This is a genomic window from Cronobacter muytjensii ATCC 51329, assembly GCF_001277195.1.
Lineage (GTDB): Bacteria > Pseudomonadota > Gammaproteobacteria > Enterobacterales > Enterobacteriaceae > Cronobacter > Cronobacter muytjensii.
In genome coordinates this window covers 555,328-581,726 of record NZ_CP012268.1, presented here as the reverse complement: position 1 = coordinate 581,726, position 26,399 = coordinate 555,328, and the positions used below count along the sequence as shown (strand labels likewise).

Sequence of the window (26,399 nt, the reverse complement as noted above, 5' to 3'; positions counted from 1 at the left end):
CCTTTCCTTAAGCCAGATTCACCACGGAAGAACGAATGGCTTCCGCGTCGGTTGAATGTTGAAACCAGGCGAGCTGCTGGTGGAGCCGCACCACTTCGCCGACCACCAGCAGGGCGGGCATCGGCGCGTCTTTCGCTAAAATACTGAGCGCATCAAGCGTGCCGGTCAGCACGCGCTGATCGTCTCGCGTGCCGCGGCTGATGACCGCAACCGGCGTCGCGGCGTCTCGTCCGTGGGCGATTAGCTGTTGGCTGATCTCCGCCGCTTTCATGGTGCCCATATAGATGGCGAGCGTCTGACGGCTCTTCGCGAGCAGCGCCCAGTCGAACGGCTCGCTGTCGGGTTTATAGTGGCCGGTGACGAAAACCGCGCTCTGGGCGTAATCGCGGTGGGTCAGCGGAATGCCCGCATAGGCGGTCGCACCGCTGGCGGCCGTCACGCCGGGCACCACCTGAAACGGCACGCCTGCGGCTTTGGCCGCCTCAAGTTCTTCACCGCCGCGCCCGAAAATAAACGGGTCGCCGCCTTTCAGACGCACCACGGTTTTGCCCTCGCGGGCAAGGTCAATCAGCATCTGGTTGGTTTCATGCTGCGCCACCGCGTGCGCGCCCGCACGTTTGCCCACACAGATGCGGTCGGCGTCGCGGCGCACCAGATCCAGCACGCCGTCGCTGACCAGATGGTCGTACAGCACGACATCCGCCTGCTGCATCACCTGTAACCCGCGCAGCGTCAGCAGCCCGGCGTCGCCCGGCCCCGCGCCAACCAGAATAATTTCGCCCTGCGCGGTTTGCGGCGCGTCGAGCTCCGCCTCCAGCGCCGCTTCGGCGGCGCGGGTATCGCCCGCCGCCATCAGGCTGGCGAAGCGGCCGCGAAAGGCTTTTTCCCAGAAGCGACGGCGTCCGTCGGTCGTGGGAATGCGCGCTTTAATACGATCGCGAAAGCTGCCCGCGACCTCGGCCATCCGCCCGAGGCTTGCCGGCAGCAGAGATTCGATTTTCTCACGCAGGAGTCGCGCGAGCACTGGCGCGTTGCCGCTGGAGGAGATAGCGACGATAAGCGGCGAGCGGTCGACTATCGACGGGAAAATAAAGGAGCACAGCGGCTGGTCGTCCACCACGTTAACCAGGCGCTGTCGGGCGTTCGCTTCGTCGAACACCCGGCGGTTAAGCGCCTCGTCGTTGGTCGCCGCAATGACCAGAAACACCGCGTCGAGCTGCGAAGGCTCAAAGGTCTGCGCCAGCCAGCGCAGCGCGCCTTCCTGCTCCAGCGCCGCGAGCTCAGGATGTAGCTTTTTCGCGACCACGCAGACGCAGGCGCCCGCGCGGCGCAGCAGCGCAATTTTACGCAGCGCCACTTCGCCGCCGCCGACGACCAGCACGGGGCGCTGTTTCAGTTGAGCAAATAACGGGAGATATTCCACGGCGATACAACTCGCTAACAACAGGGGACCAGAGGGGACTATAGGGGGAGGCAGATAACAGATGAAATTACGAATTGGCATTTATAGTTCCACAAAGGAATAAGGCGCCAGATAAGCAAATATCAAAAAGTGCTTAAGCCGTGAAATTTCGGGCGTTTAACCGCAAATCAAATTGTGTAACCGCCGTCACAGTTTCATACTAAGCGCCATTAACTGGTCGCGCTTTTTTGAGTAAGGACGTTCTATGTTTTCCGCAGTGCGCCGCTGCACCCTGAGCCTGGCGCTGAGCGTATGCTTCACCCTGCCCGCTTTTTCGCAACCCCTTCACCCAGGCGATATCGCCAGTGAGCAGACCCGCCACATCGCCACTTTATTTCCAGGCCGTATGACCGGATCGCCTGCCGAGATGCTGGCCGCGGATTATCTGCGCCAGCAGTTTGTACGCCTTGGGTATCAGAGCGATATCCGCGCATTTCACAGCCGTTATGTCTATACCGCCGGAAATCATCGCACTAACTGGCAGAACGTCACCGGCAGCACGGTTATCGCCGCCCATGAGGGCGCGGCGCCGCAGCAGATTATTGTGATGGCGCACCTTGATACCTACGCGCCGCTGACCGACGCGGATGTGGATAATAATCTCGGCGGGCTGACGCTACAGGGCGTGGATGATAACGCGGCGGGGGTCGGCGTAATGCTGGAGCTCGCGGAGCGCCTTAAAGATGTGCCGACGCGCTACGGCGTGCGTTTTATCGCCACCAGCGGCGAAGAAGAAGGCGGCATGGGCGCGGAAAACCTGCTGAAACGCATGAGCGCGCTTGAGAAAAAACAGACGCTGCTGGTGATTAATCTCAGCCATCTGGTGGCGGGCGATAAACTGGCGTTTACCAGCGGTAAAAGCACGCCCGCCGCGGTACGCGCCCTGACGCGCGACAGTGCGCTGAAGCTCGCGCGACGTTTCGGCATTCCGGTCGCCGCCAGCAGCGTGACGCCTGCGGATAATGACGCCGTCGCGTTTGATAAAGCGGGCATTCCGGTACTGTCGATTTCGGCGGTCAACGATCCCGCCCGCCATCGCGGCCGCCACGCCGTCGGGCCGGTGGCGCATAATGCGCGTCAGGATAATCTGCAATACCTGGATCAGGCGCTTCCTGGGCGCATTAATAAGCGCTGTCGCGACGTGATGCGCGTCCTGCTGCCGCTGGTAAAAACGCTGGCGAAGGCCGAGAAGTAAAAAGCGCGCCCCGGGGCGCGCTTTTCGTTAGCCTTCGTGCAGGCCGCATTCGCGTTTGAGACCGAAAAAGCGGGTCTCTTCTTCCGCCATGCCCGGCTCCCATTTGCGGGTCGTGTGCGTATCCCCTACCGAGAGATAACCTTCATCCCACAGCGGATGGTATTTCAGCCCATGCTTTTGCAGGTACTGATATACGGTGCGGTTATCCCAGTCGATGATTGGCAGGATCTTAAAGACGCCGCGCTGGACGCCCAGCACCGGCAGGTTCGCGCGGCTGCCGGACTGATCGCGGCGCAGGCCGGCAAACCAGGTTTGCGCGTTAAGGTCTTTCAGCGCGCGGTTCATCGGCTCTACTTTATTTATCTCGTTATATTTCTCGATACCTTCAACGCCCTGCTCCCACAGCTTGCCGTAGCGCGCTTCCTGCCAGGCCGGGCTCTGTTCGGCGCGGTAGATGTGCAGGTTCAGGTTGAGCTTTTCCGTCAGTTCGTCGATAAAGCGGTACGTTTCCGGGAAGAGATAGCCGGTATCGGTGAGGATAACCGGGATATCCGGACGCTGTTGCGTAACCAGATGCAGGCAGACCGCCGCCTGAATACCGAAGCTTGAAGAGAGCACAAACTCGCCCGGCAGGTTTTCCAGCGCCCAGCCGACGCGCGCTTCGGCGCTTAATGCCTCAAGCTGCGCGTTGGTGTCGGCGAGCGCATCAGCGCGGTCTTCTTTTTCCAGTGCATTTAACGCATGGAGATCGAGTACGGACATGTGAACCTCGCTTGCAAAAGTGTTATCTGGCCTGCGCCATGCGCCCGGCACGGGTGGCGGTTAAGAGATAGCGGGTGCGCTTTGCTGCCACGCTCTGCTAACCAGCACGCAGGGTGGATACGCGCCGCGCCTCCACCGCTACCGCACCGCGCGCGAAACGCTTATTCCCAGAAATCCCGCGCGGGATCGAGTACCGGGCGAATGATCCCGGCGCGCACGGTGAAATCGCCAAACCCTTCGCCGGGCTCGCGCTCTTTCGCCCAGCGACCGACGAGAACATCAAGCGTGTCGAGAATTTCCGACTCGGTGATGTTTTCGCGATACATGCGCGGAATACGCGTCCCGATGCGGTTACCGCCCAGGTGCAGGTTGTAACGTCCCGGCGCTTTGCCGACCAGCCCCAGCTCCGCCAGCATCGCACGGCCGCAGCCGTTCGGGCAGCCAGTGACGCGCAGCACGATGTGATCGTCCGCTACGCCATACTTCGCCATGATGCCGTCCACTTTATCGATAAACGACGGCAGGAAACGCTCCGCCTCCGCCATCGCCAGCGGGCAGGTCGGGAACGACACGCACGCCATAGAGTTTTCACGCTGCGGCGTCACGCTAGCCATCAGGCCGTGGTCGCGGGCGATCTGCTCTATCTTCGCCTTGTCGGCTTCCGGCACGCCCGCCACGATCAGGTTCTGGTTGGCGGTCAGGCGGAAATCCCCTTTATGGATCTTCGCTATCGCTTTCAGACCGGTTTTCAGCGGTTTGTCCGGGAAATCGAGAATACGGCCATTTTCAATAAACAGCGTCAGGTGCCATTTATCATCAATGCCCTTCACCCAGCCAATGCGATCGCCGCGACCGGTAAATTCGTAAGGGCGCACAGGCTCGAATTTAACGCCTGCCCGACGCTCAACCTCCGCTTTAAACACGTCCGGCCCGACGCGCTCCAGCGTATATTTGGTTTTCGCGTTTTTACGATCGGTACGGTTCCCCCAGTCGCGCTGGGTGGTCACCACCGCTTCGGCCACCGCCAGGGTATGCTCCAGCGGAATGTAGCCGAACTCGGTCGCGGTACGCGCGTAAGTTTTCTTGTTGCCGTGCTCGATGGACAGCCCGCCGCCCACCAGCAGATTAAAGCCCACCAGCTTGCCGTTTTCGGCAATCGCGATGAAGTTCATATCGTTGGCGTGCAGATCCACATCGTTTTGCGGCGGCACTACGACTGTGGTTTTAAACTTACGCGGCAGGTAGGTCGGGCCGAGGATCGGCTCTTCGTCCGTGGTCGCGACTTTCTCCTGATCGAGCCAGATTTCCGCATAGGCGCGGGTGCGCGGCAGCAGATGCTCGGAGAGTTTCTTCGCCCACTCCCAGGCTTCGGCATGTAATTGCGACTCGACCGGGTTAGACGTGCAGAGCACGTTACGGTTCATGTCGTTGGCGGTCGCCAGCGCGTCGAGGCCCACGGAGTGCAGCATCTGATGCGCCGGCTTCACGTTTTTCTTCAACAGGCCGTGGTACTGGAACGTCTGGCGGTTGGTCAGACGGATGCTGCCGTAAATGGTGTTTTCCTCGGCGAACTTGTCGATGGAAAGCCACTGCTGCGGCGTCATGATGCCGCCCGGCAGACGGCAGCGCAGCATCATGGCGTGACGCGGCTCCAGCTTCTGGGCGGCACGCTCGGCGCGGATATCGCGGTCATCCTGCTGATACATGCCGTGAAAACGGATCAGCAGGAAGTTATCACCATTAAACCCGCCGGTCAGCCCGTCATGTAAATCTTCAGCAATGGTGCCGCGCAGAAAGTTACTTTCCCGCTTCATGCGTTCCGCGTCGGAAAGTTTTCCTTCGACCACCAGAGGTCCTGGGTATTTTTCGCTCATTAATAGACGTCTCGCTGGTAACGGCGCTCAACGCGCAGCTCACTTAAATATTCATCCGCCGCCTCGGCATCCATCTCGCCGTAAGCCGCAATCACTTCCAGTAACGCCTGCTCGACATCCTTCGCCATGCGATTGGCGTCGCCGCAGACATAAATGTGCGCGCCTTCCTGAATCCAGCGCCACAGCTCCGCGCCCTGCTCGCGGATTTTGTCTTGTACGTAAATTTTATGTTCCTGATCGCGGGACCAGGCAAGGTCGATGCGGTTTAACAGCCCTTCTTTTACATAGCGCTGCCACTCAACCTGATACAGGAAATCTTCAGTAAAGTGCGGGTTGCCGAAGAAGAGCCAGTTTTTACCGGTAGCGCCGTCGGCTTCACGCTGTTGCATGAAAGCGCGGAACGGCGCGATACCGGTGCCAGGGCCAATCATAATGACCGGCGTTTCAGGCGTGGCTGGCAGGCGGAAGTTGTCGTTGTGCTCAATAAATACGCGCACTTCGCCCTCTTCTTCCAGACGATCGGCAAGGTAGCCTGAGGCGCCACCCGCGCGGGCGCGCCCTTCAATCTCGTAACGCACCACGCCCACGGTAATGTGGACTTCGTTTTCTACTTCCGCCTGCGACGAAGCGATGGAATAGAGGCGCGGCGTAAGCGGGCGTAGCAGCCCTGTCAACTGCTCAGCCTCAAGTTGCGCAGGCGCGAAGCGCACCATGTCGACGATGGGCGTCGCGGCGGCGTATTGCTGCAGCTTCGCTTTATCGCCCACCAGCGGCAGCAGGGCTTCGCTGCGGGTCAGCGTGGCGTAATTCTCAACGATAGCCGCGGTGTTGACCGTCAACTCAAAATGCCACTGGAGGGCTTCGCTGAGCGTCAGCGTTTTACCATCTACCGTCACCGTCTCATCGCCCTTCAGCCACAGTAGCTCAAGCAGCTCCTGCACCAGCGCCGGATCGTTCTGATACCAGACGCCGAGCGCGTCGCCCGGCTGATAGCGCAGCCCGGCATCGCCCAGATCGATTTCGATATGGCGCACATCTTTTTGCGAATGGCGGCCGGTGATTTTCTGGTTCACCGAGAGCGTCGCGGTGAGCGGCGCTTCTTTGGTATAAGGCGTGGAATCGACCAGATTCACCGCGCCGCTGGCGGTCAACGCCGCCTGTGACGGCGCTTCTTTCGGCACGCGCGCTTTCAGTACGTCAACCACCCGCTGGCGCCATTCCTGGGCAGCGGTCTGGTATTCAACATCGGCGTCGACGCGATCCAGCAGGCGCTCGCCGCCAAGCTCCGCAAGACGGGTATCAAAATCTTTCCCGGCCTGGCAGAAGCGTTCATACGAGGTATCACCAAGACCAAAGACGGCGAACGCCGCGCCTTCAAGCTTCGGCGCTTTTTTCGACAGCAGGAATTTATGCAACGCGACGGCTTCTTCCGGCGGGTCCCCTTCCCCCTGCGTGGAGGTGACGATGACCAGCAGTTTTTCCTGGGCGATTTGTTTGAATTTATAGTCGCCCGCGTTAACCAGATTCACATTGAGCTGCGCCGCCAGCAGATCGTCGCGCAGCGCTTCGGCGACGCGGCGCGCGTTGCCGGTCTGGGAGGCGGAAATAAGCGTAATGACCGACGCAGGCGCCGGGGGGGTTTGCACCACCGCCGCACCAGGCTGTTGGTTAACCATTCCCCAGAAGTAGCCTGAAAGCCAGGCGAGCTGCGTGGGGGTGAAATCATGAGTCGCCGTCTGAAGGCGAGCCAGCTGCTCCGGGCTGAGCGGGAGCAAAGCATTCGGTGGGGCCTGAGTCGTCATGCGTCGTTATGTTCCAGTAGCAAAGCTGTTTTTCATCGCAAAAACAGAAGAGAAAGTAAGGTTAACGGCGGCGATAATAACAATTAAAGAAGGGATGGAAATAATAAATAACCAAACGGACTAACCGCTTTTATCTATAAGCGTAAACGTAAAAACCGGTTATATAAGCCGTTGATAACCATATGGATTAAAAAGATGCGCGCCAGGTTTTACGCGGTTACCGCTTACGGCGGTTTTAGTTAATGCTAAAAACGGTCAATTCCGGTACTATGCGGCGGTTTTTTAGCAAGACTGAGACTGCGTTATGCCTACCACCCTGTTTAAAGATTTTATCTTCGAAGCCGCTCACCGACTGCCTCACGTTCCCGAAGGCCACAAATGCGGTCGCCTGCACGGACACTCCTTTATGGTGCGCCTGGAGATCACGGGCGAGGTAGACCCGCATACCGGCTGGATTATCGATTTCGCCGAACTGAAATCGGCGTTTAAACCGATTTATGACAGCCTGGATCACTATTATCTGAACGATATTCCCGGCCTCGAAAACCCGACCAGCGAAGTGCTGGCGCGCTGGATTTGGGATCAGATGAAGCCCCGTATGCCGCTTTTGAGCGCGGTAATGATTAAAGAAACCTGCACCGCCGGTTGCGTCTATCGCGGCGAATAAGGCTGTGTGGCGTTGGGATAGCGAACATCTCAACGAAAAAAGAGGGGCTTTAGCCCCTCTTTTTTTATGCGATGTTTTTATGCAATGTTCAGATACTTGTGCGTTTGCATCGACAATCGCCAGTTGCGGGCGATACAGACTTCGATGCACAGGCGCGTAGCGTCGTCTTTCTGGCTTATCGGCTGAAGCGCAATCACGCGCTGTCTTTCGTCATGCAGACGCGCCAGCAATTCATCCAGCGCCTCGATATCACGCATACGGCCTACGGGGTGTTTAATTTCATCAGCGCGCATCAACGCCTGGTCGAGCACATCGTACCCGCCGCGCATGTTCACCTTCGGCGACACGGTCACCCAGGTGCCGGTGGTGCAGCGCACTTCATGGGTGCCGCTGGTTTCAATCTGGCAGCTAAAGCCGTGCGCTTCGAGCAATTCGGTTAAGGGCAGCAGATCGTGAATACACGGCTCGCCCCCGGTAATAACCACATGGCGCGCGGTATACCCCTGGCGCTCAATGGCCGCCAGCAGCTCTTCCGGACTCGCCGCGCCCCATTTATCGCTCTCTTTGGTTTTCGCGATGATACTGAAAAGCGACACTTCCCGATCGGCGAGTTTCTCCCAGGTGTGTTTGGTGTCGCACCAGGCACAGCCTACCGGGCATCCCTGCAAACGAATAAAAATGGCGGGCACGCCGGTAAAGTAACCCTCGCCCTGCAGGGTCTGGAACATCTCATTAATCGGGTACTGCATGATTCACTCGGTTTATTACCAAAACGGTAATTATTACAGATAACCGCCGGACTATCATGTGCCATTTGCGCCTTCATGGCAGCGGCGGCGCGCCCTTATCAGCGATGGCCCCTTAATTCAGGTCGCTGGCAGGCCCACCGGGCGGCGGTTACCATGGCAATGGACGGCGCTGCGAAAACAAGGAAACGTGAGAACGATGGTACGCATACTGACGTTATTTATTCTGACGCTGACGATGGCTGGTTTTGCCGTTCAGGCGCAACCGCTCGCCGTGCCGCCGATGCGCGGTTTTGTTAACGACCCGGCAGATATCCTGGAGGGACCGGAAAAGCTCGCGTTAATCAACGATGTGTCTTCTCTTAATGCCCGCACCCACGCCCAGACCGCAGTGCTGATCGTGCCGACCTTACAGGGCGATAACCTGGAAAGCGCCGCTACGCGCGTGTTCAATACCTGGCGGCTCGGTAACGCACGCCGTAACGATGGCGTGCTGATTCTGGTGGCCTGGGAGGATCGCAACGTGCGCATCGAAGTGGGGCGCGGCCTGGAAGCCACGCTGACCAACGCGCTGGCGGGCCAAATCATTAAAGAGCGGATGCTCCCCTGGTTCCGCGCGGGCGAACTGGCCGAAGGCATCCGGCATGGCCTGACCGGTATCGACGCCGCGTTAAGCGGCAAACCGCTGCCGCCCGCGACCTCGCCATCGCGGTGGTGGTCATGGCTCAGGCCGTGGCTGGTGGGGTTTTCTTACTGGCAGGGGCTGCCGTTTCTTGCCATTACGCTGGCTGTCCTGTTGATGAAGCGCAAAAAGAAAACGCTCATCACGCTCTTTTTCGGCACCTCCTGCCTGCTAACGCCGGCGCTTGCCATTACCAGCGATTATGTCCCGTGGGTCGTACCGTTTTTATGGCTCAGTTTCTCATTGCCGATTCTGTTGTTAATCATGGTGATTATCATGGCGTTCGCTTTCCCCCGACGCCTGTTCAGCACTGGCAGCGGCGCGTTATCCGGCGATAACGGGTCAGCCTGGCTTGCGAATCAGAATCTTCATCATTTATCCGGCGGCGACAGTGGCAGCCATCACAGCAGCCACGACAGCGTGAGCTCCGGCGATGGCGGCTCAAGCGACGGCGGCGGCTCGTCAGATAACTGGTGAGCCCAGCGCGTCGGTAAAGCGGCGCGTGATCTGCTGCGGGCGCGTGATAGCGCCGCCCACCACCACGGCATGCGCGCCGAGCGCAAGGCAACGCGCCGCCCGTTCGGGCGTATCGACATTACCTTCGGCGATAACCGGAATAGTCACCGCCGCCAGGACGTCTTTTAGCCGCGCGAAATCCTTCTGGGGCAGCCGATGCCCCTGGGTTGTCGCAGTATAACCGTAGAGCGTGGTGCCGACGCAGTCAAAGCCCAGCGCCTCCGCCGTAACGGCTTCGTTAACCTCTGAAATATCCGCCATCAGCAGTACCTGAGGAAAAGCGAGGCGAATGCGCTTTACCAGTTGCTCCAGCGTCTCGCCAGCAGGGCGCGCTCGCGCGGTGGCATCAAGGGCAATCATTTCAGGCGCGGCGCGCATCAGTTCAGTGACTTCACGCATCGTCGCGGTAATAAACACCTCGCTGTCCGGATAATCTCGTTTAATGATGCCAATGACCGGCAGCGAGACCTGCTGTTTGATGGCCTCGATATCCGCCACGCTATTGGCGCGGATACCCGCGGCCCCGCCCTGCGCCGCCGCCAGCGCCATTTTCCCCATGATAAACGGACTGTGCAGCGGTTCGTTTTCCAGCGCCTGGCAGGAAACCACCAGCCTGCCTTTGATTTGCTCTAACATCGTTATCCTCAGCTTAATAACTCTTCGACTTCGTTTTTGATAATCGTGACGTGGGGGCCATAGATAACCTGCACGCCGTTACCGCGCAGGATCACGCCACGAGCGCCGGTAGCCCTGAGCGCCGCTTCGTTCACTTTGCGCCCGTCATTGACCGTCACGCGCAGCCGTGTGGCGCAACAGTCGACATCGTGCAGGTTATCCCGCCCGCCGAGCCCGGCGACAATGGCCTGCGCGCGTTCGCTGACATCAATCTGCACAGGCTCCTGCGCCTCTTTCTCGCGGCCCGGTGTTGCAAAATCAAAACGGGTTATCAGGAAGCGAAACGTGAAGTAATAAAGAAAAAACCAGGGCACGCCGACGAGCGGCACCAGCAACCAGTGGGTTTTCGCTTCGCCCTGCAAGACCCCAAAGAGAATAAAATCGATAAAACCGCCCGAGAATGTCTGCCCAATGGTTATCTGCAGCATATGCGCCAGCATAAAAGCCAGCCCGTCGAAAAACGCGTGGATGACATACAGCACAGGCGCGACAAACAGGAAGGAAAACTCAATCGGTTCGGTAATACCGGTCAGAAATGAGGTCAGCGCGGCGGATAACAGCAGCCCGGCGACGCGTTTTTTATTTTCCGGTTTCGCGGTGTGGTACATGGCAAGACAGGCGCCTGTCAGGCCAAACATCATGGTAATAAAGCGCCCGGACATAAAACGCGACGTGCCGATATAAAACTGCTGCGTGGCAGGATCCGCCAGCTGTGCGAAGAAAATACGCTGCGTGCCGTCCACCAGCTGGCCGTTGACGATTTCGCTGCCGCCGAGCGCCGTGGTCCAGAAAGGTAAATAGAAAATGTGGTGCAGGCCGAACGGGCCAAGCATACGCAGGATAAAACCGTATAACAGCGTGCCGACATAGCCGGTCGCCTCCACCAGCCCGCCAAGTCCGAAAATCACTTTCTGGAAATGCGGCCAGACGACGGTCATTAGCGCGCCGACAATGATCGCGGCCAGCGCGCTGATAATCGGCACAAAACGGGAACCGCCGAAAAAACCGAGAAACTGCGGCAGCGCGATTTTATTGAATCGCTGATGCAGCGCGCACGTTACCAGGCCAATAACCACGCCGCCGAATACGCCGGTTTCCAGCGTCTGGATGCCGAGAACCGTTCCCTGCCCGACCGCGCCCGGATTGCTTTGCGCGAGTTTTCCGGTCAGGGTCAACAGCGCATTGATGGTAGCGTTCATCACCAGAAAAGCGAGTAACGCGGCGAGGCCCGCCGTGCCTTTATCGGTGCGCGCCAGACCCACGGCCACGCCGACCGCAAACAGCACCGACAGGTTCGCGAAAACGATCGCGCCGGCGCTGCTCATGATGGTGAAAATCGCCTGTAACCAGCCCACATCGAGAAACGGATAAGCCGTCAGCGTGTTGGGGTTGGAGAGCGCGCCGCCGACGCCGAGCAACAGGCCCGCTGCGGGTAAGACGGCAATGGGCAACATAAACGATTTACCAAAATGCTGCGCCTTCTCAAACCAGCGCCCTGAAGATGTTCCGCTGAAAAATGCCATAGTGAAGCCCCCGCCGTTGTTATGATGAAAATATTTATCACTTTAATTATGTTTAGTGAAAATTATCATCATTAATAGCGAAGGCGATCATACTTTTTTAAAATGGCTGGCGTTGCGAGTGGGCTTTCACGCACACTCATCGCTGGTCGTCGGTGCTTCAGGATCCTTTATGTCTGACAATGAAAATCTACTGCTTAAGCTGCGTCAGGAGCTTTCTGGCTTTAGCCCAACGCAGCGCAAACTCGGCGAATATGTGCTGAGCGAGCCTGCGCGCGTGCTCTATCTCACTATTACGGAACTGGCCCGCGAGAGCGACACCAGCGAGGCCAGCGTCACCCGTCTGTGCCGCACGCTGGGTTGCAAAGGCTATAACGAGTTTAAAATGGCGCTCGCGCTGGATGTCCAGCGCACTCAGGCGCCCCGCGCGCAAAACGGCGACGCGCTGGACGCGCTGGTGGAGGAGTCGGTACAGGCGCTGCGTGACACCGCGCGACTGCTGGACCGCGCGAAGCTTGAAGCCGCAGCCCGGGCGCTGCATCATGCCCGTTCGGTGCAGATTTACGGCGTTGCCGCGAGCGCGATTGTGGGCGAGTATTTACATTACAAACTGCTGCGGCTCGGTAAACCGGCGCAGCGCTTTAGCGATATGCACCGGGCGTCGATGAACGCGGCAACGCTTCACGAAACAGACCTGGTGGTCGCCATTTCCAGCTCCGGCTCTACGCGCGATCTGCTGCATGCCGTGAAACTCGCCCGTCAGTCGGGCGCGCCTGTACTCACGCTCAGTAACACATCGCGCAGCCCGCTGGCGTCAATCAGCGATATGCTGCTGGTGGCGGCCAAACCGGAAGGCCCGCTGAATGCCGGCGCGCTGGATACGAAGGTAGGGGCGATGCTGCTGGTGGAGCTGTTAACCGCCTCGCTGATAGCCACAGACAGCGATTACGGTGAAACCAGCCAGCAAACCGCCAGCGCGACGCTGCCTCTGCTGCTGTAATGACAGGCGCGTAGCCCAAAGGGGAACGCGGCGCGAGATTTACTGTGACGCGGGCTCGTTGAGGTAAAAAAAATGCCAGTCATTCGACTGGCATTTTTCAGAGGTCAGGACGGGCGATTATGCCTGGCCTTTGATCTCTTTACGACCGTTGTACGGTGCTTTTTCGCCCAGCGCTTCTTCGATACGAATCAGCTGGTTGTATTTAGCCACGCGGTCAGAACGGCTCATGGAACCGGTTTTGATCTGGCCTGCAGCGGTACCTACTGCCAAGTCGGCAATGGTCGCGTCTTCAGTTTCGCCAGAACGGTGAGAGATAACAGCGGTATAGCCAGCGTCTTTCGCCATCTTGATTGCAGCCAGCGTTTCGGTCAGAGAACCGATCTGGTTGAATTTGATCAGGATGGAGTTAGCGATGCCTTTCTCGATGCCTTCTTTCAGGATTTTGGTGTTGGTTACGAACAGGTCGTCGCCCACCAGCTGGATTTTGTCGCCCAGCACTTTGGTCTGGTAAGCAAAACCGTCCCAGTCAGACTCGTCCAGACCGTCTTCGATAGACACGATCGGGTACTGTTTGGTCAGGTCTTCCAGGAAGTGAGTGAATTCTTCAGAGGTGAATGCTTTGTTGCCTTCGCCAGCCAGAACGTATTTGCCGTCTTTGTAGAATTCAGACGCTGCGCAGTCCATCGCCAGGGTGATGTCTTTGCCCAGCTCGTAGCCTGCTGCTTTTACCGCTTCAGCGATAACAGCCAGCGCTTCGGCGTTGGAGCCCAGGTTCGGCGCATAGCCGCCTTCGTCACCTACCGCGGTGTTCATGCCTTTGCCTTTCAGCACTTTCGCCAGGTGATGGAAAACTTCAGAACCCATACGGATAGCTTCTTTAACGCTGGAAGCGCCAACCGGCTGGATCATGAATTCCTGGATATCAACGTTGTTGTCAGCGTGCTCACCGCCGTTGATGATGTTCATCATCGGAACCGGCATGGAGAATTTGCCCGGGGTGCCGTTCAGTTCAGCGATGTGCTCGTACAGCGGCATGCCTTTGGAAGCAGCAGCAGCTTTAGCAGCAGCCAGGGAAACCGCCAGAATGGCGTTTGCACCGAAGTTAGATTTGTTTTCAGTACCGTCCAGATCGATCATGATCTTGTCGATACCAGCCTGATCTTTAGCATCTTTGCCAACGATAGCCTGAGCGATCGGGCCGTTAACCGCGCCAACCGCTTTGGTTACGCCTTTGCCCAGGAAACGGGATTTGTCGCCATCGCGCAGTTCCAGCGCTTCGCGGGAACCCGTAGAAGCACCTGACGGGGCAGCAGCCATACCTACGAAACCGCCTTCCAGGTGAACTTCGGCTTCAACAGTCGGGTTACCACGGGAGTCGATGATTTCACGACCGATGACTTTAACAATTTTGGACATATGGATTTTCCTCAAGTCACAACGTTAACTAAAACTCCAGACAAACAACGCGCGAAAAAGTCGCGCGTTGCCGTTCTAACTCTGCTTACTTCGCCTGGCGTTTCTGATACTCGCTGGCGGCTTTTACGAAGCCTGCAAACAGCGGGTGCCCGTCACGCGGCGTGGAAGTAAACTCCGGGTGGAACTGACAGGCGACGAACCACGGATGATTCGGCACCTCGATGATCTCGACCAACTGATCATCCCCGGAACGGCCCGCAACGCGCAGGCCAGCTGCTTCAATCTGCTTCAACAACATATTGTTGACTTCATAACGGTGGCGGTGGCGTTCAACAATCGTGGGTTCGCCGTAAAGCTTGCGCACCAGGCTGTCGTCAGACAGCTGGCACTGCTGCGCGCCCAGACGCATCGTTCCGCCGAGATCGCTCTTTTCAGTGCGCGTCTCGATATTACCGTTTTCATCACGCCATTCGGTGATTAACGCCACGACCGGGTACTTACAGTCTGGCACAAATTCGGTGGAGTTGGCGTTCTCCATACCGGCGACGTGACGTGCAAATTCAATCATCGCAACCTGCATACCGAGGCAAATGCCGAGGTAAGGAATGTTGTTTTCACGGGCGTAACGCGCGGTGGCGATTTTGCCCTCCACGCCGCGGTAGCCGAAGCCGCCAGGGATCAGGATAGCGTCCAGACCTTTCAGCAGTTCTTCGCCGCGCGTTTCTACGTCCTGTGAATCGATAAGCTTGATGTTAACGGTCACACGGTTCTTCAGGCCGCCGTGTTTCAGGGCCTCGATAACCGACTTATAGGCATCCGGCAGTTCAATGTACTTGCCGACCATACCGATAGTGACTTCGCCCGCCGGATTCGCTTCTTCATAAATAACCTGTTCCCATTCAGACAGGTTAGCTTCCGGACAGTTCAGGCTGAATCGTTTACAAATATAATCGTCCAGCCCCTGCGATTTCAACAGGCCCGGAATTTTATAGATAGAATCGACATCTTTCAGAGAAATAACCGCTTTTTCCGGAACGTTACAGAACAACGCAATCTTGGCGCGTTCGTTGGCCGGTACAGCGCGATCGGAGCGGCAAATCAGCACGTCCGGCTGAATACCGATAGAGAGCAGTTCCTTAACAGAGTGCTGGGTCGGCTTGGTTTTCACCTCACCTGCGGCCGCCATGTACGGCACCAGCGTCAGGTGCATAAACATGGTGTGCTCGCGGCCCACTTCAACCGCCATCTGGCGAATCGCCTCAAGGAACGGCAGGGATTCGATATCGCCCACGGTGCCGCCGATTTCGACGAGAACCACGTCATGGCCTTCGCCGCCCGCCAGGATGCGTTCTTTGATAGCGTTAGTGATGTGCGGAATAACCTGAACGGTGGCGCCCAGGTAGTCGCCGCGACGCTCTTTGCGCAGCACTTCAGAGTAGATACGACCTGTCGTGAAGTTGTTGCGGCGCGTCATGCGGGTGCGGATAAAACGCTCGTAATGGCCCAGGTCCAGATCGGTTTCGGCGCCGTCTTCAGTAACGAACACTTCCCCGTGTTGGATCGGGCTCATGGTGCCTGGATCGACGTTAATATACGGATCCAGTTTCATGATAGTCACGTTGAGGCCACGGGCTTCAAGAATAGCTGCGAGGGAGGCTGCGGCAATGCCTTTACCCAGAGAGGAAACGACCCCGCCGGTCACAAAAATATAGTTCGTTGTCATGCTGAACCTGAGAAGTTAGGTTTAAAGACGATGGAATAACCAGGACGGGAAAGTAGTATACCCGAACAGGACGGGGGTCACAAACTTTCATTCTGCACGTTCACCGGCTGGCCTCGCCAGACCCAAGCCGCAAGAAAATAGCCTTTTTCTCAGAAATGTTTTTGACGTAAATCAAGCGCTTGTTGGAAATAATTGTCCACAACAAGCGCTTGCTGCGAAAAAGCGTTAACTATCAATTTCCTGGCGTTTAACGGTTTGCCACGCCGATTCCATTTGATCGAGGCTCGCCTGCGTCATTTCCAGGCCCTGCGCGCGAATAATCGCCTCAACCTGGCGGAATCGCCGTTCAAATTTGCGGTTAGCTTTTTGCAGCGCCGTTTCGGCTTTCGCGCCCAGATGTCGGGAAAGATTAACGGTCGCGAACAGTAAATCGCCGATTTCCTCTTCGAGCTTCGCCTCGTCGATAACAGCCTGCTGCGCCTCATGCATCACTTCGTCGATCTCTTCGTGCACTTTATCGACGACCGGCCCCAGAGAGGTCCAGTCAAAGCCGACCGCAGAACAGCGTTTCTGGATTTTATGAGCGCGCATCAGCGCCGGGAGGCTTTCGGGAATGTCGTCCAGCGCCGAATGCTGCGCTTTTTCCGCGCGCTCGGCGCTTTTGGTTTTCTCCCAGTTAGCCAGCACTTCTGTACTGTCGCTGAAAGCGGCGTCGCCAAAGATATGCGGGTGGCGGCGCTCCAGTTTATCGCTGATGGCGGCGCAGATATCCTCGAAATTAAATCGCCCTTCCTCTTGCGCCATCTGGGCGTAAAACACGACCTGAAAGAGCAGATCGCCCAATTCGCCACGCAGATCGTCGAAGTCTTCACGCGCGATGGCGTCCAGCACTTCGTAGGTTTCTTCAAGGGTGTAAGGGGCGATGGTGGCGTAAGTTTGCTCTTTATCCCACGGACAGCCGGTTTGCGGATCGCGAAGGCGCTGCATAATGCCGAGCAGGCGGTCGATTTGAGTCATTGAAAATCCTTATAAAAACAGGCGTGGCGATGTCAAGCGCGTACGCCGCGCGCCTCACGCTGGAGGCATAATAAAAAAGACGGCGCGGCCTGTCGCGCCGCCTGACGCGTCAGCCGCCATGCAGACGGCGCGCGTCGATAACGTCTGATACCTGGTTAAGCTTGCCGAGCACGCGGCCGAGCACCTGGAGGTTATAGATTTCGATCTCCATATCGATGGTCGCCAGCTGCTGACGGGTATCGCTGCGGCTGGTCACGCCCAGTACGTTAACCTTTTCATTGGCAAGGATAGTAGTGATATCGCGCAGCAGACCGCTGCGGTCGTTCGCCGTTACGCGCACCACCAGCGAATACCCGGCGGAGTAGCTTTCGCCCCACACCGCGTCGACGATACGCTCCGGCGCGTGCGACTGCAGCTCCGCCAGTTGATCGCAGTCGGCGCGGTGGATGGAAATACCGCGCCCTTGGGTAATAAAGCCGACAATATCATCGCCCGGGATCGGCTGGCAGCAACGGGCGATGTGGTGCATCAGATTGCCGACGCCCTCCACCACGACGCGGCCATTATCGCGGCTGTTGCGCCCCTGCGGCGTATAGGTTTTTTGCTGCAACTGACGCAGCGCCGCGGCGTCCTGTTCTTCCGCGCTGGGCTTGTTGAACTGGGCCTGGAGGAAATTCACCATCTGGTTGAGGCGAATATCTCCACCGCCAATGGCCGCCAGCAGCTCATCGACTTCATTAAAGTTGTAGCGCGGCAGCAGATGCTTTTCCGCCTCTTTCAGGCTGATGCCGAGATGCGCCAGCTCGTCGTCGAGGATCTGACGCCCGGCGATAATATTTTTGTCGCGATCCTGTTTGCGAAACCAGGCGTGAATTTTCGCGCGCGCGCGGCTGGTGCCGACATAGCCGAGGTTCGGATTCAACCAGTCGCGGCTCGGGTTCGGCTGCTTCTGGGTGATGATTTCGAGCTGATCGCCCATCTGGAGCTGGTAAGTGAACGGCACAATTCTGCCACCGATTTTCGCGCCGATGCAGCGGTGCCCGACATCGCTGTGAATGTGGTACGCGAAATCGAGCGGCGTAGAGCCAGCAGGCAGGTCGACCACGTCACCTTTCGGCGTAAATACGTAGACGCGGTCGTCAAAGACCTGGCTACGCAATTCGTCGAGCATTTCGCCGGAATCCGCCATTTCTTCCTGCCAGGCGATGAGTTTACGCAGCCAGGCGATGCGGTCTTCGTGGCCGTTGCGCCCGCCGCTTGCCGCGCCCTCTTTATACTTCCAGTGCGCTGCCACGCCGAGCTCAGACTCTTCGTGCATCTGTTTGGTGCGGATCTGGATCTCAACCGTTTTACCGCCGGGGCCAAGCACCACGGTATGAATTGACTGGTAGCCGTTCGGCTTGGGGTTGGCGACATAATCGTCGAATTCATCCGGCAAATGACGGTAATGCGTATGTACAATGCCAAGCGCGGCGTAGCAATCCTGCAAACGCTCCGCGACGATGCGCACCGCGCGCACGTCGAACAACTCATCAAAAGCCAGATGCTTTTTCTGCATCTTGCGCCAGATGCTGTAGATATGTTTCGGACGCCCATAGACTTCGGCTTTAACGCCCTCTTCTTTCATGGCGGTGCGCAGATGCGTAACGAACTCTTCAATATAGTGCTCGCGATCGATGCGCCGCTCATGCAGCAGTTTGGCAATGCGTTTGTATTCATCCGGATGCAGATAACGGAAGCAAAAATCTTCGAGCTCCCACTTGAGCTGGCCGATACCGAGACGGTTCGCCAGCGGCGCATAGATGTTGGTGCACTCTTTCGCCGCCAGTACGCGTTCATCTTCCGGCGCGTCTTTCACTTCGCGCAGGTGCGCGATACGCTCCGCCAGTTTAATGACCACGCAGCGGAAATCATCGACCATCGCCAGCAGCATGCGGCGCACGTTATCCACCTGCTCGGAGGAGACGGAATCGTGATGCGTGGCTTTGAGCTGGCGAATAGCGGCCATATCGCGCACGCCGTGAATGAGGCCGACGACCGACTTGCCGACGCTCTCTTTCAGTACCTCTTCACTCACCACGCCGCCATCCACCAGCGGGAAAAGCAGCGCAGCGCGCAGCGTATCGATATCCATACTGAGCATGGTGAGGATTTCGACCATTTCCACGCCTCGCCAGAGCAGAAGATCTGCCTGCGGGTGGCCCTGAGTCTGCTGTTCGCAATAGCGCCAGGTTTCGGTTAAGCGTTCACACGACTGCTGACTGGCGATGCCAAGGCTCGCCACCCATTTTTCATGGTCAAATTCGCCAGCTTTATTAAGATGTGCACTTCTTACCGCAACCATCGTCCTCTCCTTTCGGGACCAGCCTGACCGCACCGCGCGGCGGCCTGACTACTTAATCTCTTTCAAACAGCGCCATTGATTCCAGATGGCCTGTGTGCGGGAACATATCGAGCATCGCCAGCCTTCCGGTGCGATAGCCCGCCGCGAGCAGCGCCTCACTGTCACGCGCAAGCGTAGAAGGGTTACAGGAGACATAGACCACCCGACGCGGTTTTAATTTCACAATATGCTGCATAACACCCGCAGCGCCCGCACGCGCCGGATCGAGCAACACTTTGTCGAAGCCCTGCAGCGCCCATGGCTGCGTCGTGACGTCTTCTTCCAGGTTATGCTGGAAGAAATTGACGTTTTTCAATGCGTTAAGTTCGGCATTATAGTCACCTTTCTCAACCAGCGCCGCAACCCCTTCGACGCCCACCACGCTCTCCGCGCGGCGCGCCAGCGGCAATGTAAAGTTGCCCATGCCGCAGAAGAGATCCAGGACGCGATCGCCGGGCTGAACATCCAGCCACGCCAGCGCACGGGCCACCATCTGCTGATTTACGGCGTCATTCACCTGAATAAAATCACGCGGGCTGAAGGTCAGCCGCAGGCCGTCCGATTCATACCAGGGCATGTCACCGTTTAGCTGTTCAAGGGTATCGCTCTCAGGCGCAAGGTACAGCGCCACGCCTTCGGAATGCGAAAAGCATTCCAGTTTTTCGCGATCGTCCGCGCTGAGCGGCTTCATATGCCGCAGCACCATCAGCGGACCGCTGGCGGCGTCGACCAGCTCAACATGGCCGAGATGGCGCGCGGCGTCGAGGCTGCCAAGACACGCGCGAAGGGCGGGCAGCAACGCCTCGAGACGGGGCACAAGTATAGGGCAGCGGTGCACATCCACCAGGTCATTCGAACCAGCCTTACGAAACCCCATCTGTAAGCCTGGTTTGCGCGGCGGGAAATTCAAGCTCAGGCGCGCCCGGCGGCGATATCCCCATGCCGGCCCGCTGATGACTTCATCAACCTCGCGCTTCATCATGCGCGCCAGCGCCTGGTTTTTACTGCGCTGCTGGAGGTCAACGCTCGCATGCTGTTGCTGGCAACCGCCGCATACGCCAAAATGCGGGCACAGCGGTGCTACGCGCTCCGGGCTTTGCGTGAGGCGCTTTTTTACTTCGCCGCGCGAGAACTGTTTTTTCTCCTCGGTAAGTACGACGTCTGCGCGTTCGCCTGGCAGCAAACCGGGAATAAACAGCGCTTTGCCGTGGTGGCGCGCCACCCCCTGCCCGAAGGCGTCCAGGCCGTCGGCCGTCACGGTTATCATTTCACGCGTCGTCACGCGTCGCTTTGCAGAGTAGAATTGCGCCATCGCCAGGAAATTTCTCACATAAACTGAATGTCGCTGATTGTCCCATAACGGAACCCCATGACCAACTACAGCCTGCGGGCGCGGATGATGATTCTCATCCTGGCGCCCACCTTTATCATCGGCCTGCTGCTCAGCGTTTTCTTCGTTGTGCACCGCTATCATGATTTGCAGCGCCAGCTGGAAGACGCCGGCGCGAGCATTATTGAGCCGCTGGCGGTCGCCAGCGAATATGGCATGAGCCTGCAAAATAAGGAGTCGGTACGCCAGTTGGTCAGCGTACTGCATCGTCGGCATTCGGAAATTGTACGCGCCATTTCAGTTTACGATCGCCACAATAAACTGTTTGTAACGTCTAATTATCAGCTTAAGCCTTCCGAACTGCAGCTTGCGAACGGCGCGGCCATGCCCACCGCCCTTAGCGTAACGCGCCGGGACGATATTTTGATTCTGCGCACGCCGGTGGTCTCCGAGCGCTACTCGCCTGATGAATCTGAAGTTTCTGAAGCCAAGCTCAACGCCAACACGCTGGGCTATGTGGCGCTGGAGCTGGATCTGAAATCAGTGCGGCTTCAGCAGTATCAGGAGATCGCTATCTCGCTATTAATGATGCTGATTTGTATGGTCTGCGCGGTGCTATTCGCCTGGCGTCTGATGCGCGACGTCACCGCGCCTATCCGCAATATGGTCAATACCGTCGACCGCATCCGCCGCGGCCAGCTCGACAGCCGGGTCGAAGGCTTTATGCTGGGCGAGCTGGATATGCTGAAAAACGGCATCAATTCGATGGCGATGTCGCTTGCCGCTTACCACGAAGAGATGCAGCACAATATCGATCAGGCGACGTCAGATTTGCGTGAAACCCTGGAACAGATGGAGATCCAGAACGTTGAACTGGATCTGGCGAAAAAGCGCGCGCAGGAGGCGGCGCGTATTAAGTCTGAATTCCTTGCCAATATGTCCCATGAGCTGCGCACGCCGCTAAACGGCGTGATAGGTTTTACCCGCCTGACGCTGAAAACCGACCTGACGCCGACTCAGCGCGATCACCTCAACACGATTGAGCGCTCGGCGAATAACCTGCTCAGCATCATTAACGACGTGCTTGATTTCTCGAAGCTGGAGGCCGGAAAACTGCTGCTGGAAAGCATTCCGTTCCCACTGCGCAACACGCTGGATGAAGTGGTGACGCTGCTGGCGCACTCTGCGCACGACAAAGGCCTGGAGCTGACCATCAGCGTGCGCCATGACGTGCCGGATAACGTGATTGGCGACCCGCTGCGTCTTCAGCAGGTCATCACCAATCTGGTGGGCAACGCGATTAAATTTACCGACCACGGCAATATCGACATCGTGGTGGAGAAACGCGCCATCAGTAACAACAAAGTGCAGATTGAAGTACAAATCCGCGATACCGGCATCGGTATTCCGGAGCGCGATCAGTCGCGCCTCTTCCAGGCGTTTCGCCAGGCCGACGCCAGCATTTCGCGCCGCCACGGCGGCACCGGGCTTGGGCTGGTTATTACCCAGAAACTGGTTAACGAAATGGGCGGCGATATCTCGTTCCACAGCCAGCCGCATCGCGGCTCGACGTTCTGGTTCCACATTAGCCTTGATCTGAACCCTAACGCGCTGGCGGATCGCCACGCCACCGATATGCTGGCGGGCATGCGTATTGCGTATGTCGAGAAGAACGAAGCCGCGGCGAAAAGCACGCGGGATCTGCTCGCCAATACGCCGCTGACGGTGATCTACAGCCCGGAGCTGGCGACGCTGCCGCAGGCGCATTACGACATCCTGCTCTATGCCGCCCCGGTGACGGATCGTGAACCGTTGACGATGCGCCATGACCAGCTGGCGCGCGCGGCCACGCTTACGGATTGTCTGATTCTGGCACTGCCATGCCACGCTCAAATTAACGCCGAGATGCTGAAAAAAGAGGGGGCCAGCGCCTGCCTGCTGAAACCAGTGACCGGCACCCGACTGTTGCCGCTGCTGCTGGAGCATTGCCGTCTTATCCACGCCCGGGAGTTGCCTGAGGGTAATCAGGGCAAACTGGCGATGACGGTCATGGCGGTGGATGACAACCCGGCCAACCTCAAACTTATCGGCGCATTGCTGGAGGATGTCGTTCAGTATGTGGTGCTGTGTGACAGCGGGCATCAGGCGGTAGAGCGCGCCACGCTTCAGCCATTCGATATTATTTTGATGGATATTCAAATGCCGGACATGGATGGCATCCATGCGTGCGAGCTGATCCGCAAACTGCCGCAGCAGCAGCACACACCGATTATCGCAGTTACGGCCCATGCGATGTCAGGGCAGAAAGAAAAACTGTTGAGCGCGGGCATGAATGATTATCTGGCGAAGCCTATCGAAGAAGAGAAGCTGCGCGCCTTGCTGCTGCGCTACCAGCCGGGCTACGCGGTGCCGCTGGTCGCCAGCACGCCTGCGAGCGCGCCGCCGACGGTTGACCTGAACGCGACGCTCGACTGGAGCCTGGCGCTGCGTCAGGCGGCGAACAAGCCCGATCTGGCGCGCGACATGCTGCAGATGCTACTGGCGTTTTTGCCGGAAGTGCGCAACCGCGTGGAAGAACAGCTGGTGGGCGAAAATCCGGAAGGCCTGACCGAGCTGATTCATAAATTGCATGGCAGTTGCGGCTACAGCGGCGTTCCGCGCCTGAAAAACCTCTGCCAGTTGATTGAGCATCAGTTGCGCAGCGGCGTCGCGGCGAGCGAGCTGGAGCCGGAACTGCTGGAATTACTGGATGAGATGGATAACGTAACGCGTGAAGCGCATCGCATTATCGGTCAATAACACACGCGTCGGCGTCATGTCGCGCAGGACGCCGACGCGCCGGCTATTTGAGTAGCGCGCCCCACTGTTCGACCCACGGACTGGAGAGCGTTTCCGGCTCCGGATAGTCTGCGGCGTCGATGTATAACACCTCGCCAACGCGCTGCGCTGCGTGTTCCTGCAGCAGCGCGTCGAATTTCTTGCCGCCGCCGCAAAAATGGCTGTAGCTACTGTCGCCGAGCGCAATCAGGCCGTAGCGCCGCGTCGGCTGGTGACCGTGCTGGTCTTTGACAGACTCATAAAGCGGAACGATGCTGTCCGGCAAGTCGCCCTGGCCGGTCGTGGACGTGACGATAAGCGCGTAACCGTCACTATAGCGCTCCCAGTCCGCCAGGGTGGCATCTTCATACACCGTAGCCTCATGGCCCTGTTTTTTGAGGATAGTCTGCGCTTCTTCCGCGACTAACAGTGAATTACCGTACATGGTGCCGACAAAAATCCCTACGCTTGCCATCGCTTAATCTCCTTGTGGATTCAGACTATTTTCATCCTGAGGGTTCGTACCGGGAAACTCAACCCCAACGGGATCGGGGAGATGCGCCTGCCAGCCAAAGTGCGCGAGCGCCTGATGCCAGACATCGTCAAGACCAGCGCGAATGACGAGCGGCTCGCCGGTCACGGGGTGCGTGAGCGCAAGCTCACTGGCGTGAAGCATCAGCCGGTTGCAGCCGAAATGCTCCGCTGCGGCGCGGTTCTGGCGCAGATCGCCATGTTTCGAGTCGCCGATGATAGGATGGCGCAGGTGCGCCATATGGCGGCGCAGCTGATGCTTGCGACCAGTCTGCGGAAGCATCTCGATTAAAGAGTAACGCACTGAATCATAACGCCCCACCGCCACCGGCTGCGTGGTGGTCGCGAGCCCCTGATAATGCGTTACCGCTGGCTGCGCCTCTTTATCCTGACGCGAGAATTTATCGGCAATTTTATCCAGCTCTTCCACGAGCGGGTAATCGAGTATCGCGCTGTCGGTGAGCCAGCCGCGCACGATAGCATGGTAGCGTTTTTGGATCTGATGATGCTCAAACTGCTGTGATAACAGCCGCCCGACCTCGCTCGACAGGCCCATCAGCAGAACGCCGGACGTGGGTCTGTCGAGACGGTGGGCGGTGAAAACGTGCTGGCCTATCTGGTCGCGCACGGTCTGCATAACGACCACTTTTTCGTCGCGATCGAGCCAGCTGCGGTGCACCAGCCAACCGGATGGCTTGTTGACCGCCACCAGCCATTCGTCCTGCCAGAGGATCTCCAGGCTCACAGGCTTTCCTCTGTAAAGAGCGCATCCAGCTCAAGCAGCACCTTCAGCACGGCGTCGCGCGCCGGATGGCTGGCCTCAAGCGCCACTTCATAATAAGGCGCGACCGCAAACGCCTGCGGCAGCGGCGAGCCGGCGTCCAGCAGCGCATGCAGACGCGGAATGAGCACCCATTGCAGCCATTCGTAAGGCTCAAGCGTATCCATGCAAAAAGGCTGCGTACTTTCAAATGCGGAGGAATGGGGGGCGGCGCTTTGCCACTGCTGATGGTGGCGTAACACGTGTTCGACGCGCTGCAGCTGCTGACGAACCCGTTGGTGGCGTTCCATAACAACCTCTGTGAATCAAAAAACCGGGCGCGCAGCATAGCATTTCCCGGCAGCAGAAAAAAAAGCATAAAAAAAGGAGCACTGTGATAACACAGTGCTCCCGGTTCGTTTCGCAGCAGTCCGGCTACTTTTCGGTGCTCCCTGCTCGTCCGTGACAACTTTTCCTGCGGTCTTGCGACCTTACATCCCTTTACGCATCCTGCTCACATCATCCTGATGTTACTGGTGCATCGTCCCGATGCGTGTCCTTAGTCTTCCTGACCCACCGGTAATCCTGTCCGGCTCACGTTCTCCTTCCTGGAGGTGTCCCTTAGCGCTCCTGCGCCGTCCTTTCGCCTCATCCTGAAGCCTTCCCTGAATCGCCCTCCGGCGTATCCTGTTTGAAGCGCCATCGTCCTGATGTTCGCTTCAGCGCCACTCCGTGTCGGCAGGAATAGAATCTCGCATTACGCGTGCACTTACAAGGCAGCTTACAGGATCAATTTAAGATAAGTTTCATACGAAAGCGCAGCTTTTTATCACATCCGATTGAATATAAAAGTAATTTATTACGAAGCGCGCTAAGAAAACCCTTACGCTGACGGCGATCTCTCACAGGGTTTGTGAGAGATCTCTTACAAGGGGGCGAGCAAAAAAGGATTACAACAGCGGGTCGAGTTGATGCAGAAAGGTGCTAAGCGCCGGTGCCAGCACGCGTCGCTGGCGGGTACCGAGGGTTTCCCGCACCACTTCGCCGGTAAGATTACACAGCGAGACCACATCCAGTTCACTGTCAAGCGTAGCGATAAAGATCGTGGGCGACAGCTTAAGGCGCTTTTGCGTGACCAGGTGGCCAATCAGGTTTTCCTGCACGCGGCGGAAATCGTCCCGGCTCCAGGCCTGTAACAGCGTTAACGTCAGCTCGCCGAACCGTGCGGGCATATCGCCTGCGTACTGACTGACGTAAAACGCGTGCGCGTCCGGCTGGAGCACAATATCAAGCGCTTTCTCAACCGCGCCGAGAGAATCCTCAGGCGTAAACGGCTGAGGTTGCCACTCTACCGCGTCAGGGTGGGTGGATACAATGCACGGGGACGAAATACCGATATATTCTTCACTGACGGGCAGGCTGCCCCGCTGTTGCCGCCACGCTTCGCAATAACGCGCGCTGAATGCCGCCAGCGCCTGTTGTACGTCGTTTTCCACCAGATTCTCTCTTCAGGTCAGGTAA

General features: G+C 57.9%; 22 protein-coding genes. 6 read left to right on the top strand and 16 right to left on the bottom strand.

The window, feature by feature from the left end; genetic code table 11:
- Positions 1-7: 7 nt before the first annotated feature.
- Entirely contained in the window at positions 8-1,423 is a 1,416-nt protein-coding gene (gene cysG / locus AFK63_RS02785; protein ID WP_038868168.1) for a siroheme synthase CysG, read from the bottom strand.
- Between the two features lie 244 nt (positions 1,424-1,667).
- On the opposite strand from cysG, the gene AFK63_RS02780 reads away from it, so the two are divergent.
- The gene (locus AFK63_RS02780) at positions 1,668-2,657 is read left to right on the top strand and encodes an aminopeptidase (protein WP_038868165.1); all 990 of its coding nucleotides are present in this window, start codon (positions 1,668-1,670) and stop codon (positions 2,655-2,657) included.
- 27 nt (positions 2,658-2,684) lie between these two features.
- Here AFK63_RS02780 and cysH read toward each other — a convergent pair whose 3' ends face one another.
- The 3 genes from cysH to cysJ all read right to left on the bottom strand — a co-directional run bounded on the left by cysH (position 2,685) and on the right by cysJ (position 7,095).
- A complete protein-coding gene (cysH, locus tag AFK63_RS02775; protein WP_038868163.1) occupies positions 2,685-3,419 on the bottom strand; it encodes a phosphoadenosine phosphosulfate reductase in 735 nt (244 codons plus the stop codon).
- Between the two features lie 161 nt (positions 3,420-3,580).
- Positions 3,581-5,293 (bottom strand): assimilatory sulfite reductase (NADPH) hemoprotein subunit, encoded by a 1,713-nt coding sequence (cysI, locus tag AFK63_RS02770; RefSeq protein ID WP_038868161.1) that lies wholly within the window; start codon positions 5,291-5,293, stop codon positions 3,581-3,583.
- Positions 5,293-7,095 (bottom strand): NADPH-dependent assimilatory sulfite reductase flavoprotein subunit, encoded by a 1,803-nt coding sequence (gene cysJ / locus AFK63_RS02765; RefSeq protein ID WP_038868160.1) that lies wholly within the window; start codon positions 7,093-7,095, stop codon positions 5,293-5,295. Before cysJ ends, cysI begins: the two co-directional genes overlap by 1 nt.
- On the opposite strand from cysJ, the gene AFK63_RS21715 reads away from it, so the two are divergent.
- On the top strand, positions 7,094-7,219 hold the full coding sequence (locus AFK63_RS21715; protein ID WP_007663594.1) for a hypothetical protein: 126 nt from the start codon (positions 7,094-7,096) through the stop codon (positions 7,217-7,219). The genes cysJ and AFK63_RS21715 overlap by 2 nt on opposite strands.
- Before the next feature lie 180 nt (positions 7,220-7,399).
- Positions 7,400-7,762 (top strand): 6-carboxytetrahydropterin synthase QueD, encoded by a 363-nt coding sequence (queD, locus tag AFK63_RS02760; protein ID WP_038868157.1) that lies wholly within the window; start codon positions 7,400-7,402, stop codon positions 7,760-7,762.
- A 77-nt stretch (positions 7,763-7,839) separates the two neighbouring features.
- On the opposite strand, the gene queE is transcribed toward queD, so the two are convergent.
- Positions 7,840-8,511 (bottom strand): 7-carboxy-7-deazaguanine synthase QueE, encoded by a 672-nt coding sequence (gene queE / locus AFK63_RS02755; protein ID WP_038868155.1) that lies wholly within the window; start codon positions 8,509-8,511, stop codon positions 7,840-7,842.
- A 196-nt stretch (positions 8,512-8,707) separates the two neighbouring features.
- Here queE and AFK63_RS02750 point away from each other — a divergent pair, with 196 nt between their 5' ends.
- Positions 8,708-9,667 carry a TPM domain-containing protein gene (locus tag AFK63_RS02750; protein WP_038868153.1) on the top strand — a complete coding sequence of 320 codons (960 nt, stop codon included), beginning with the start codon at positions 8,708-8,710 and terminating at the stop codon, positions 9,665-9,667.
- Here AFK63_RS02750 and AFK63_RS02745 read toward each other — a convergent pair.
- Together AFK63_RS02745 and AFK63_RS02740 are read right to left on the bottom strand one after the other, a co-directional pair.
- The gene (locus tag AFK63_RS02745) at positions 9,653-10,342 is read right to left on the bottom strand and encodes an N-acetylmannosamine-6-phosphate 2-epimerase (RefSeq protein WP_038868150.1); all 690 of its coding nucleotides are present in this window, start codon (positions 10,340-10,342) and stop codon (positions 9,653-9,655) included. The genes AFK63_RS02750 and AFK63_RS02745 overlap by 15 nt on opposite strands.
- Positions 10,343-10,350: 8 nt before the next feature.
- Positions 10,351-11,904: a maltose/glucose-specific PTS transporter subunit IIC gene (locus tag AFK63_RS02740; protein WP_038868148.1), complete on the bottom strand. Its 1,554-nt coding sequence runs from the start codon at positions 11,902-11,904 to the stop codon at positions 10,351-10,353.
- A gap of 169 nt (positions 11,905-12,073) precedes the next feature.
- On the opposite strand from AFK63_RS02740, the gene AFK63_RS02735 reads away from it, so the two are divergent.
- A complete protein-coding gene (locus tag AFK63_RS02735) occupies positions 12,074-12,901 on the top strand; it encodes a MurR/RpiR family transcriptional regulator (RefSeq protein WP_038868146.1) in 828 nt (275 codons plus the stop codon).
- Between the two features lie 117 nt (positions 12,902-13,018).
- Here the strand turns inward: AFK63_RS02735 and eno are convergent, their stop codons facing one another.
- The 5 genes from eno to rlmD form a co-directional block, all read right to left on the bottom strand.
- Positions 13,019-14,317: a phosphopyruvate hydratase gene (eno, locus tag AFK63_RS02730; RefSeq protein ID WP_007777765.1), complete on the bottom strand. Its 1,299-nt coding sequence runs from the start codon at positions 14,315-14,317 to the stop codon at positions 13,019-13,021.
- Between the two features lie 85 nt (positions 14,318-14,402).
- Positions 14,403-16,040, bottom strand: a complete 1,638-nt coding sequence (pyrG, locus tag AFK63_RS02725; RefSeq protein ID WP_038868144.1) for a glutamine hydrolyzing CTP synthase — start codon at positions 16,038-16,040, stop codon at positions 14,403-14,405.
- A 225-nt stretch (positions 16,041-16,265) separates the two neighbouring features.
- Positions 16,266-17,057, bottom strand: a complete 792-nt coding sequence (mazG, locus tag AFK63_RS02720) for a nucleoside triphosphate pyrophosphohydrolase (protein WP_038868142.1) — start codon at positions 17,055-17,057, stop codon at positions 16,266-16,268.
- A gap of 109 nt (positions 17,058-17,166) precedes the next feature.
- Positions 17,167-19,401 carry a GTP diphosphokinase gene (gene relA, locus AFK63_RS02715; protein ID WP_038868140.1) on the bottom strand — a complete coding sequence of 745 codons (2,235 nt, stop codon included), beginning with the start codon at positions 19,399-19,401 and terminating at the stop codon, positions 17,167-17,169.
- A gap of 52 nt (positions 19,402-19,453) precedes the next feature.
- A complete protein-coding gene (gene rlmD, locus AFK63_RS02710) occupies positions 19,454-20,752 on the bottom strand; it encodes a 23S rRNA (uracil(1939)-C(5))-methyltransferase RlmD (protein ID WP_038868138.1) in 1,299 nt (432 codons plus the stop codon).
- 57 nt (positions 20,753-20,809) lie between these two features.
- Here rlmD and barA point away from each other — a divergent pair, with 57 nt between their 5' ends.
- Positions 20,810-23,569 carry a two-component sensor histidine kinase BarA gene (gene barA, locus AFK63_RS02705; RefSeq protein ID WP_038868135.1) on the top strand — a complete coding sequence of 920 codons (2,760 nt, stop codon included), beginning with the start codon at positions 20,810-20,812 and terminating at the stop codon, positions 23,567-23,569.
- Positions 23,570-23,612: 43 nt separating this feature from the next.
- On the opposite strand, the gene AFK63_RS02700 is transcribed toward barA, so the two are convergent.
- From AFK63_RS02700 to syd, 4 genes are all read right to left on the bottom strand, one after another.
- On the bottom strand, positions 23,613-24,062 hold the full coding sequence (locus AFK63_RS02700) for a flavodoxin (RefSeq protein ID WP_038868133.1): 450 nt from the start codon (positions 24,060-24,062) through the stop codon (positions 23,613-23,615).
- A gap of 3 nt (positions 24,063-24,065) precedes the next feature.
- Positions 24,066-24,863 (bottom strand): tRNA pseudouridine(65) synthase TruC, encoded by a 798-nt coding sequence (truC, locus tag AFK63_RS02695; RefSeq protein WP_038868130.1) that lies wholly within the window; start codon positions 24,861-24,863, stop codon positions 24,066-24,068.
- On the bottom strand, positions 24,860-25,189 hold the full coding sequence (locus AFK63_RS02690) for a YqcC family protein (RefSeq protein WP_038868126.1): 330 nt from the start codon (positions 25,187-25,189) through the stop codon (positions 24,860-24,862). Before AFK63_RS02690 ends, truC begins: the two co-directional genes overlap by 4 nt.
- 639 nt (positions 25,190-25,828) lie before the next feature.
- Complete coding sequence (gene syd, locus AFK63_RS02685) at positions 25,829-26,374, bottom strand: SecY-interacting protein (protein WP_038868125.1); 546 nt, start codon at positions 26,372-26,374, stop codon at positions 25,829-25,831.
- Positions 26,375-26,399 lie beyond the last annotated feature (25 nt).

What these genes read in the sequence shown, in the direction of transcription:
- AFK63_RS02740 (WP_038868148.1), bottom strand. Translation starts at nt 11,904, where the DNA reads ATGGCATTTTTCAGCGGAACATCTTCAGGGCGCTGGTTTGAGAAGGCG.
- queE (WP_038868155.1), bottom strand. Translation starts at nt 8,511, where the DNA reads ATGCAGTACCCGATTAATGAGATGTTCCAGACCCTGCAGGGCGAGGGT.
- queD (WP_038868157.1), top strand. Translation starts at nt 7,400, where the DNA reads ATGCCTACCACCCTGTTTAAAGATTTTATCTTCGAAGCCGCTCACCGA.
- cysH (WP_038868163.1), bottom strand. Translation starts at nt 3,419, where the DNA reads ATGTCCGTACTCGATCTCCATGCGTTAAATGCACTGGAAAAAGAAGAC.
- cysJ (WP_038868160.1), bottom strand. Translation starts at nt 7,095, where the DNA reads ATGACGACTCAGGCCCCACCGAATGCTTTGCTCCCGCTCAGCCCGGAG.
- AFK63_RS02745 (WP_038868150.1), bottom strand. Translation starts at nt 10,342, where the DNA reads ATGTTAGAGCAAATCAAAGGCAGGCTGGTGGTTTCCTGCCAGGCGCTG.
- barA (WP_038868135.1), top strand. Translation starts at nt 20,810, where the DNA reads ATGACCAACTACAGCCTGCGGGCGCGGATGATGATTCTCATCCTGGCG.
- relA (WP_038868140.1), bottom strand. Translation starts at nt 19,401, where the DNA reads ATGGTTGCGGTAAGAAGTGCACATCTTAATAAAGCTGGCGAATTTGAC.
- AFK63_RS02690 (WP_038868126.1), bottom strand. Translation starts at nt 25,189, where the DNA reads ATGGAACGCCACCAACGGGTTCGTCAGCAGCTGCAGCGCGTCGAACAC.
- cysI (WP_038868161.1), bottom strand. Translation starts at nt 5,293, where the DNA reads ATGAGCGAAAAATACCCAGGACCTCTGGTGGTCGAAGGAAAACTTTCC.
- AFK63_RS02750 (WP_038868153.1), top strand. Translation starts at nt 8,708, where the DNA reads ATGGTACGCATACTGACGTTATTTATTCTGACGCTGACGATGGCTGGT.
- rlmD (WP_038868138.1), bottom strand. Translation starts at nt 20,752, where the DNA reads ATGGCGCAATTCTACTCTGCAAAGCGACGCGTGACGACGCGTGAAATG.
- AFK63_RS02735 (WP_038868146.1), top strand. Translation starts at nt 12,074, where the DNA reads ATGTCTGACAATGAAAATCTACTGCTTAAGCTGCGTCAGGAGCTTTCT.
- mazG (WP_038868142.1), bottom strand. Translation starts at nt 17,057, where the DNA reads ATGACTCAAATCGACCGCCTGCTCGGCATTATGCAGCGCCTTCGCGAT.
- AFK63_RS02700 (WP_038868133.1), bottom strand. Translation starts at nt 24,062, where the DNA reads ATGGCAAGCGTAGGGATTTTTGTCGGCACCATGTACGGTAATTCACTG.
- pyrG (WP_038868144.1), bottom strand. Translation starts at nt 16,040, where the DNA reads ATGACAACGAACTATATTTTTGTGACCGGCGGGGTCGTTTCCTCTCTG.
- AFK63_RS02780 (WP_038868165.1), top strand. Translation starts at nt 1,668, where the DNA reads ATGTTTTCCGCAGTGCGCCGCTGCACCCTGAGCCTGGCGCTGAGCGTA.
- eno (WP_007777765.1), bottom strand. Translation starts at nt 14,317, where the DNA reads ATGTCCAAAATTGTTAAAGTCATCGGTCGTGAAATCATCGACTCCCGT.
- AFK63_RS21715 (WP_007663594.1), top strand. Translation starts at nt 7,094, where the DNA reads ATGCGTCGTTATGTTCCAGTAGCAAAGCTGTTTTTCATCGCAAAAACA.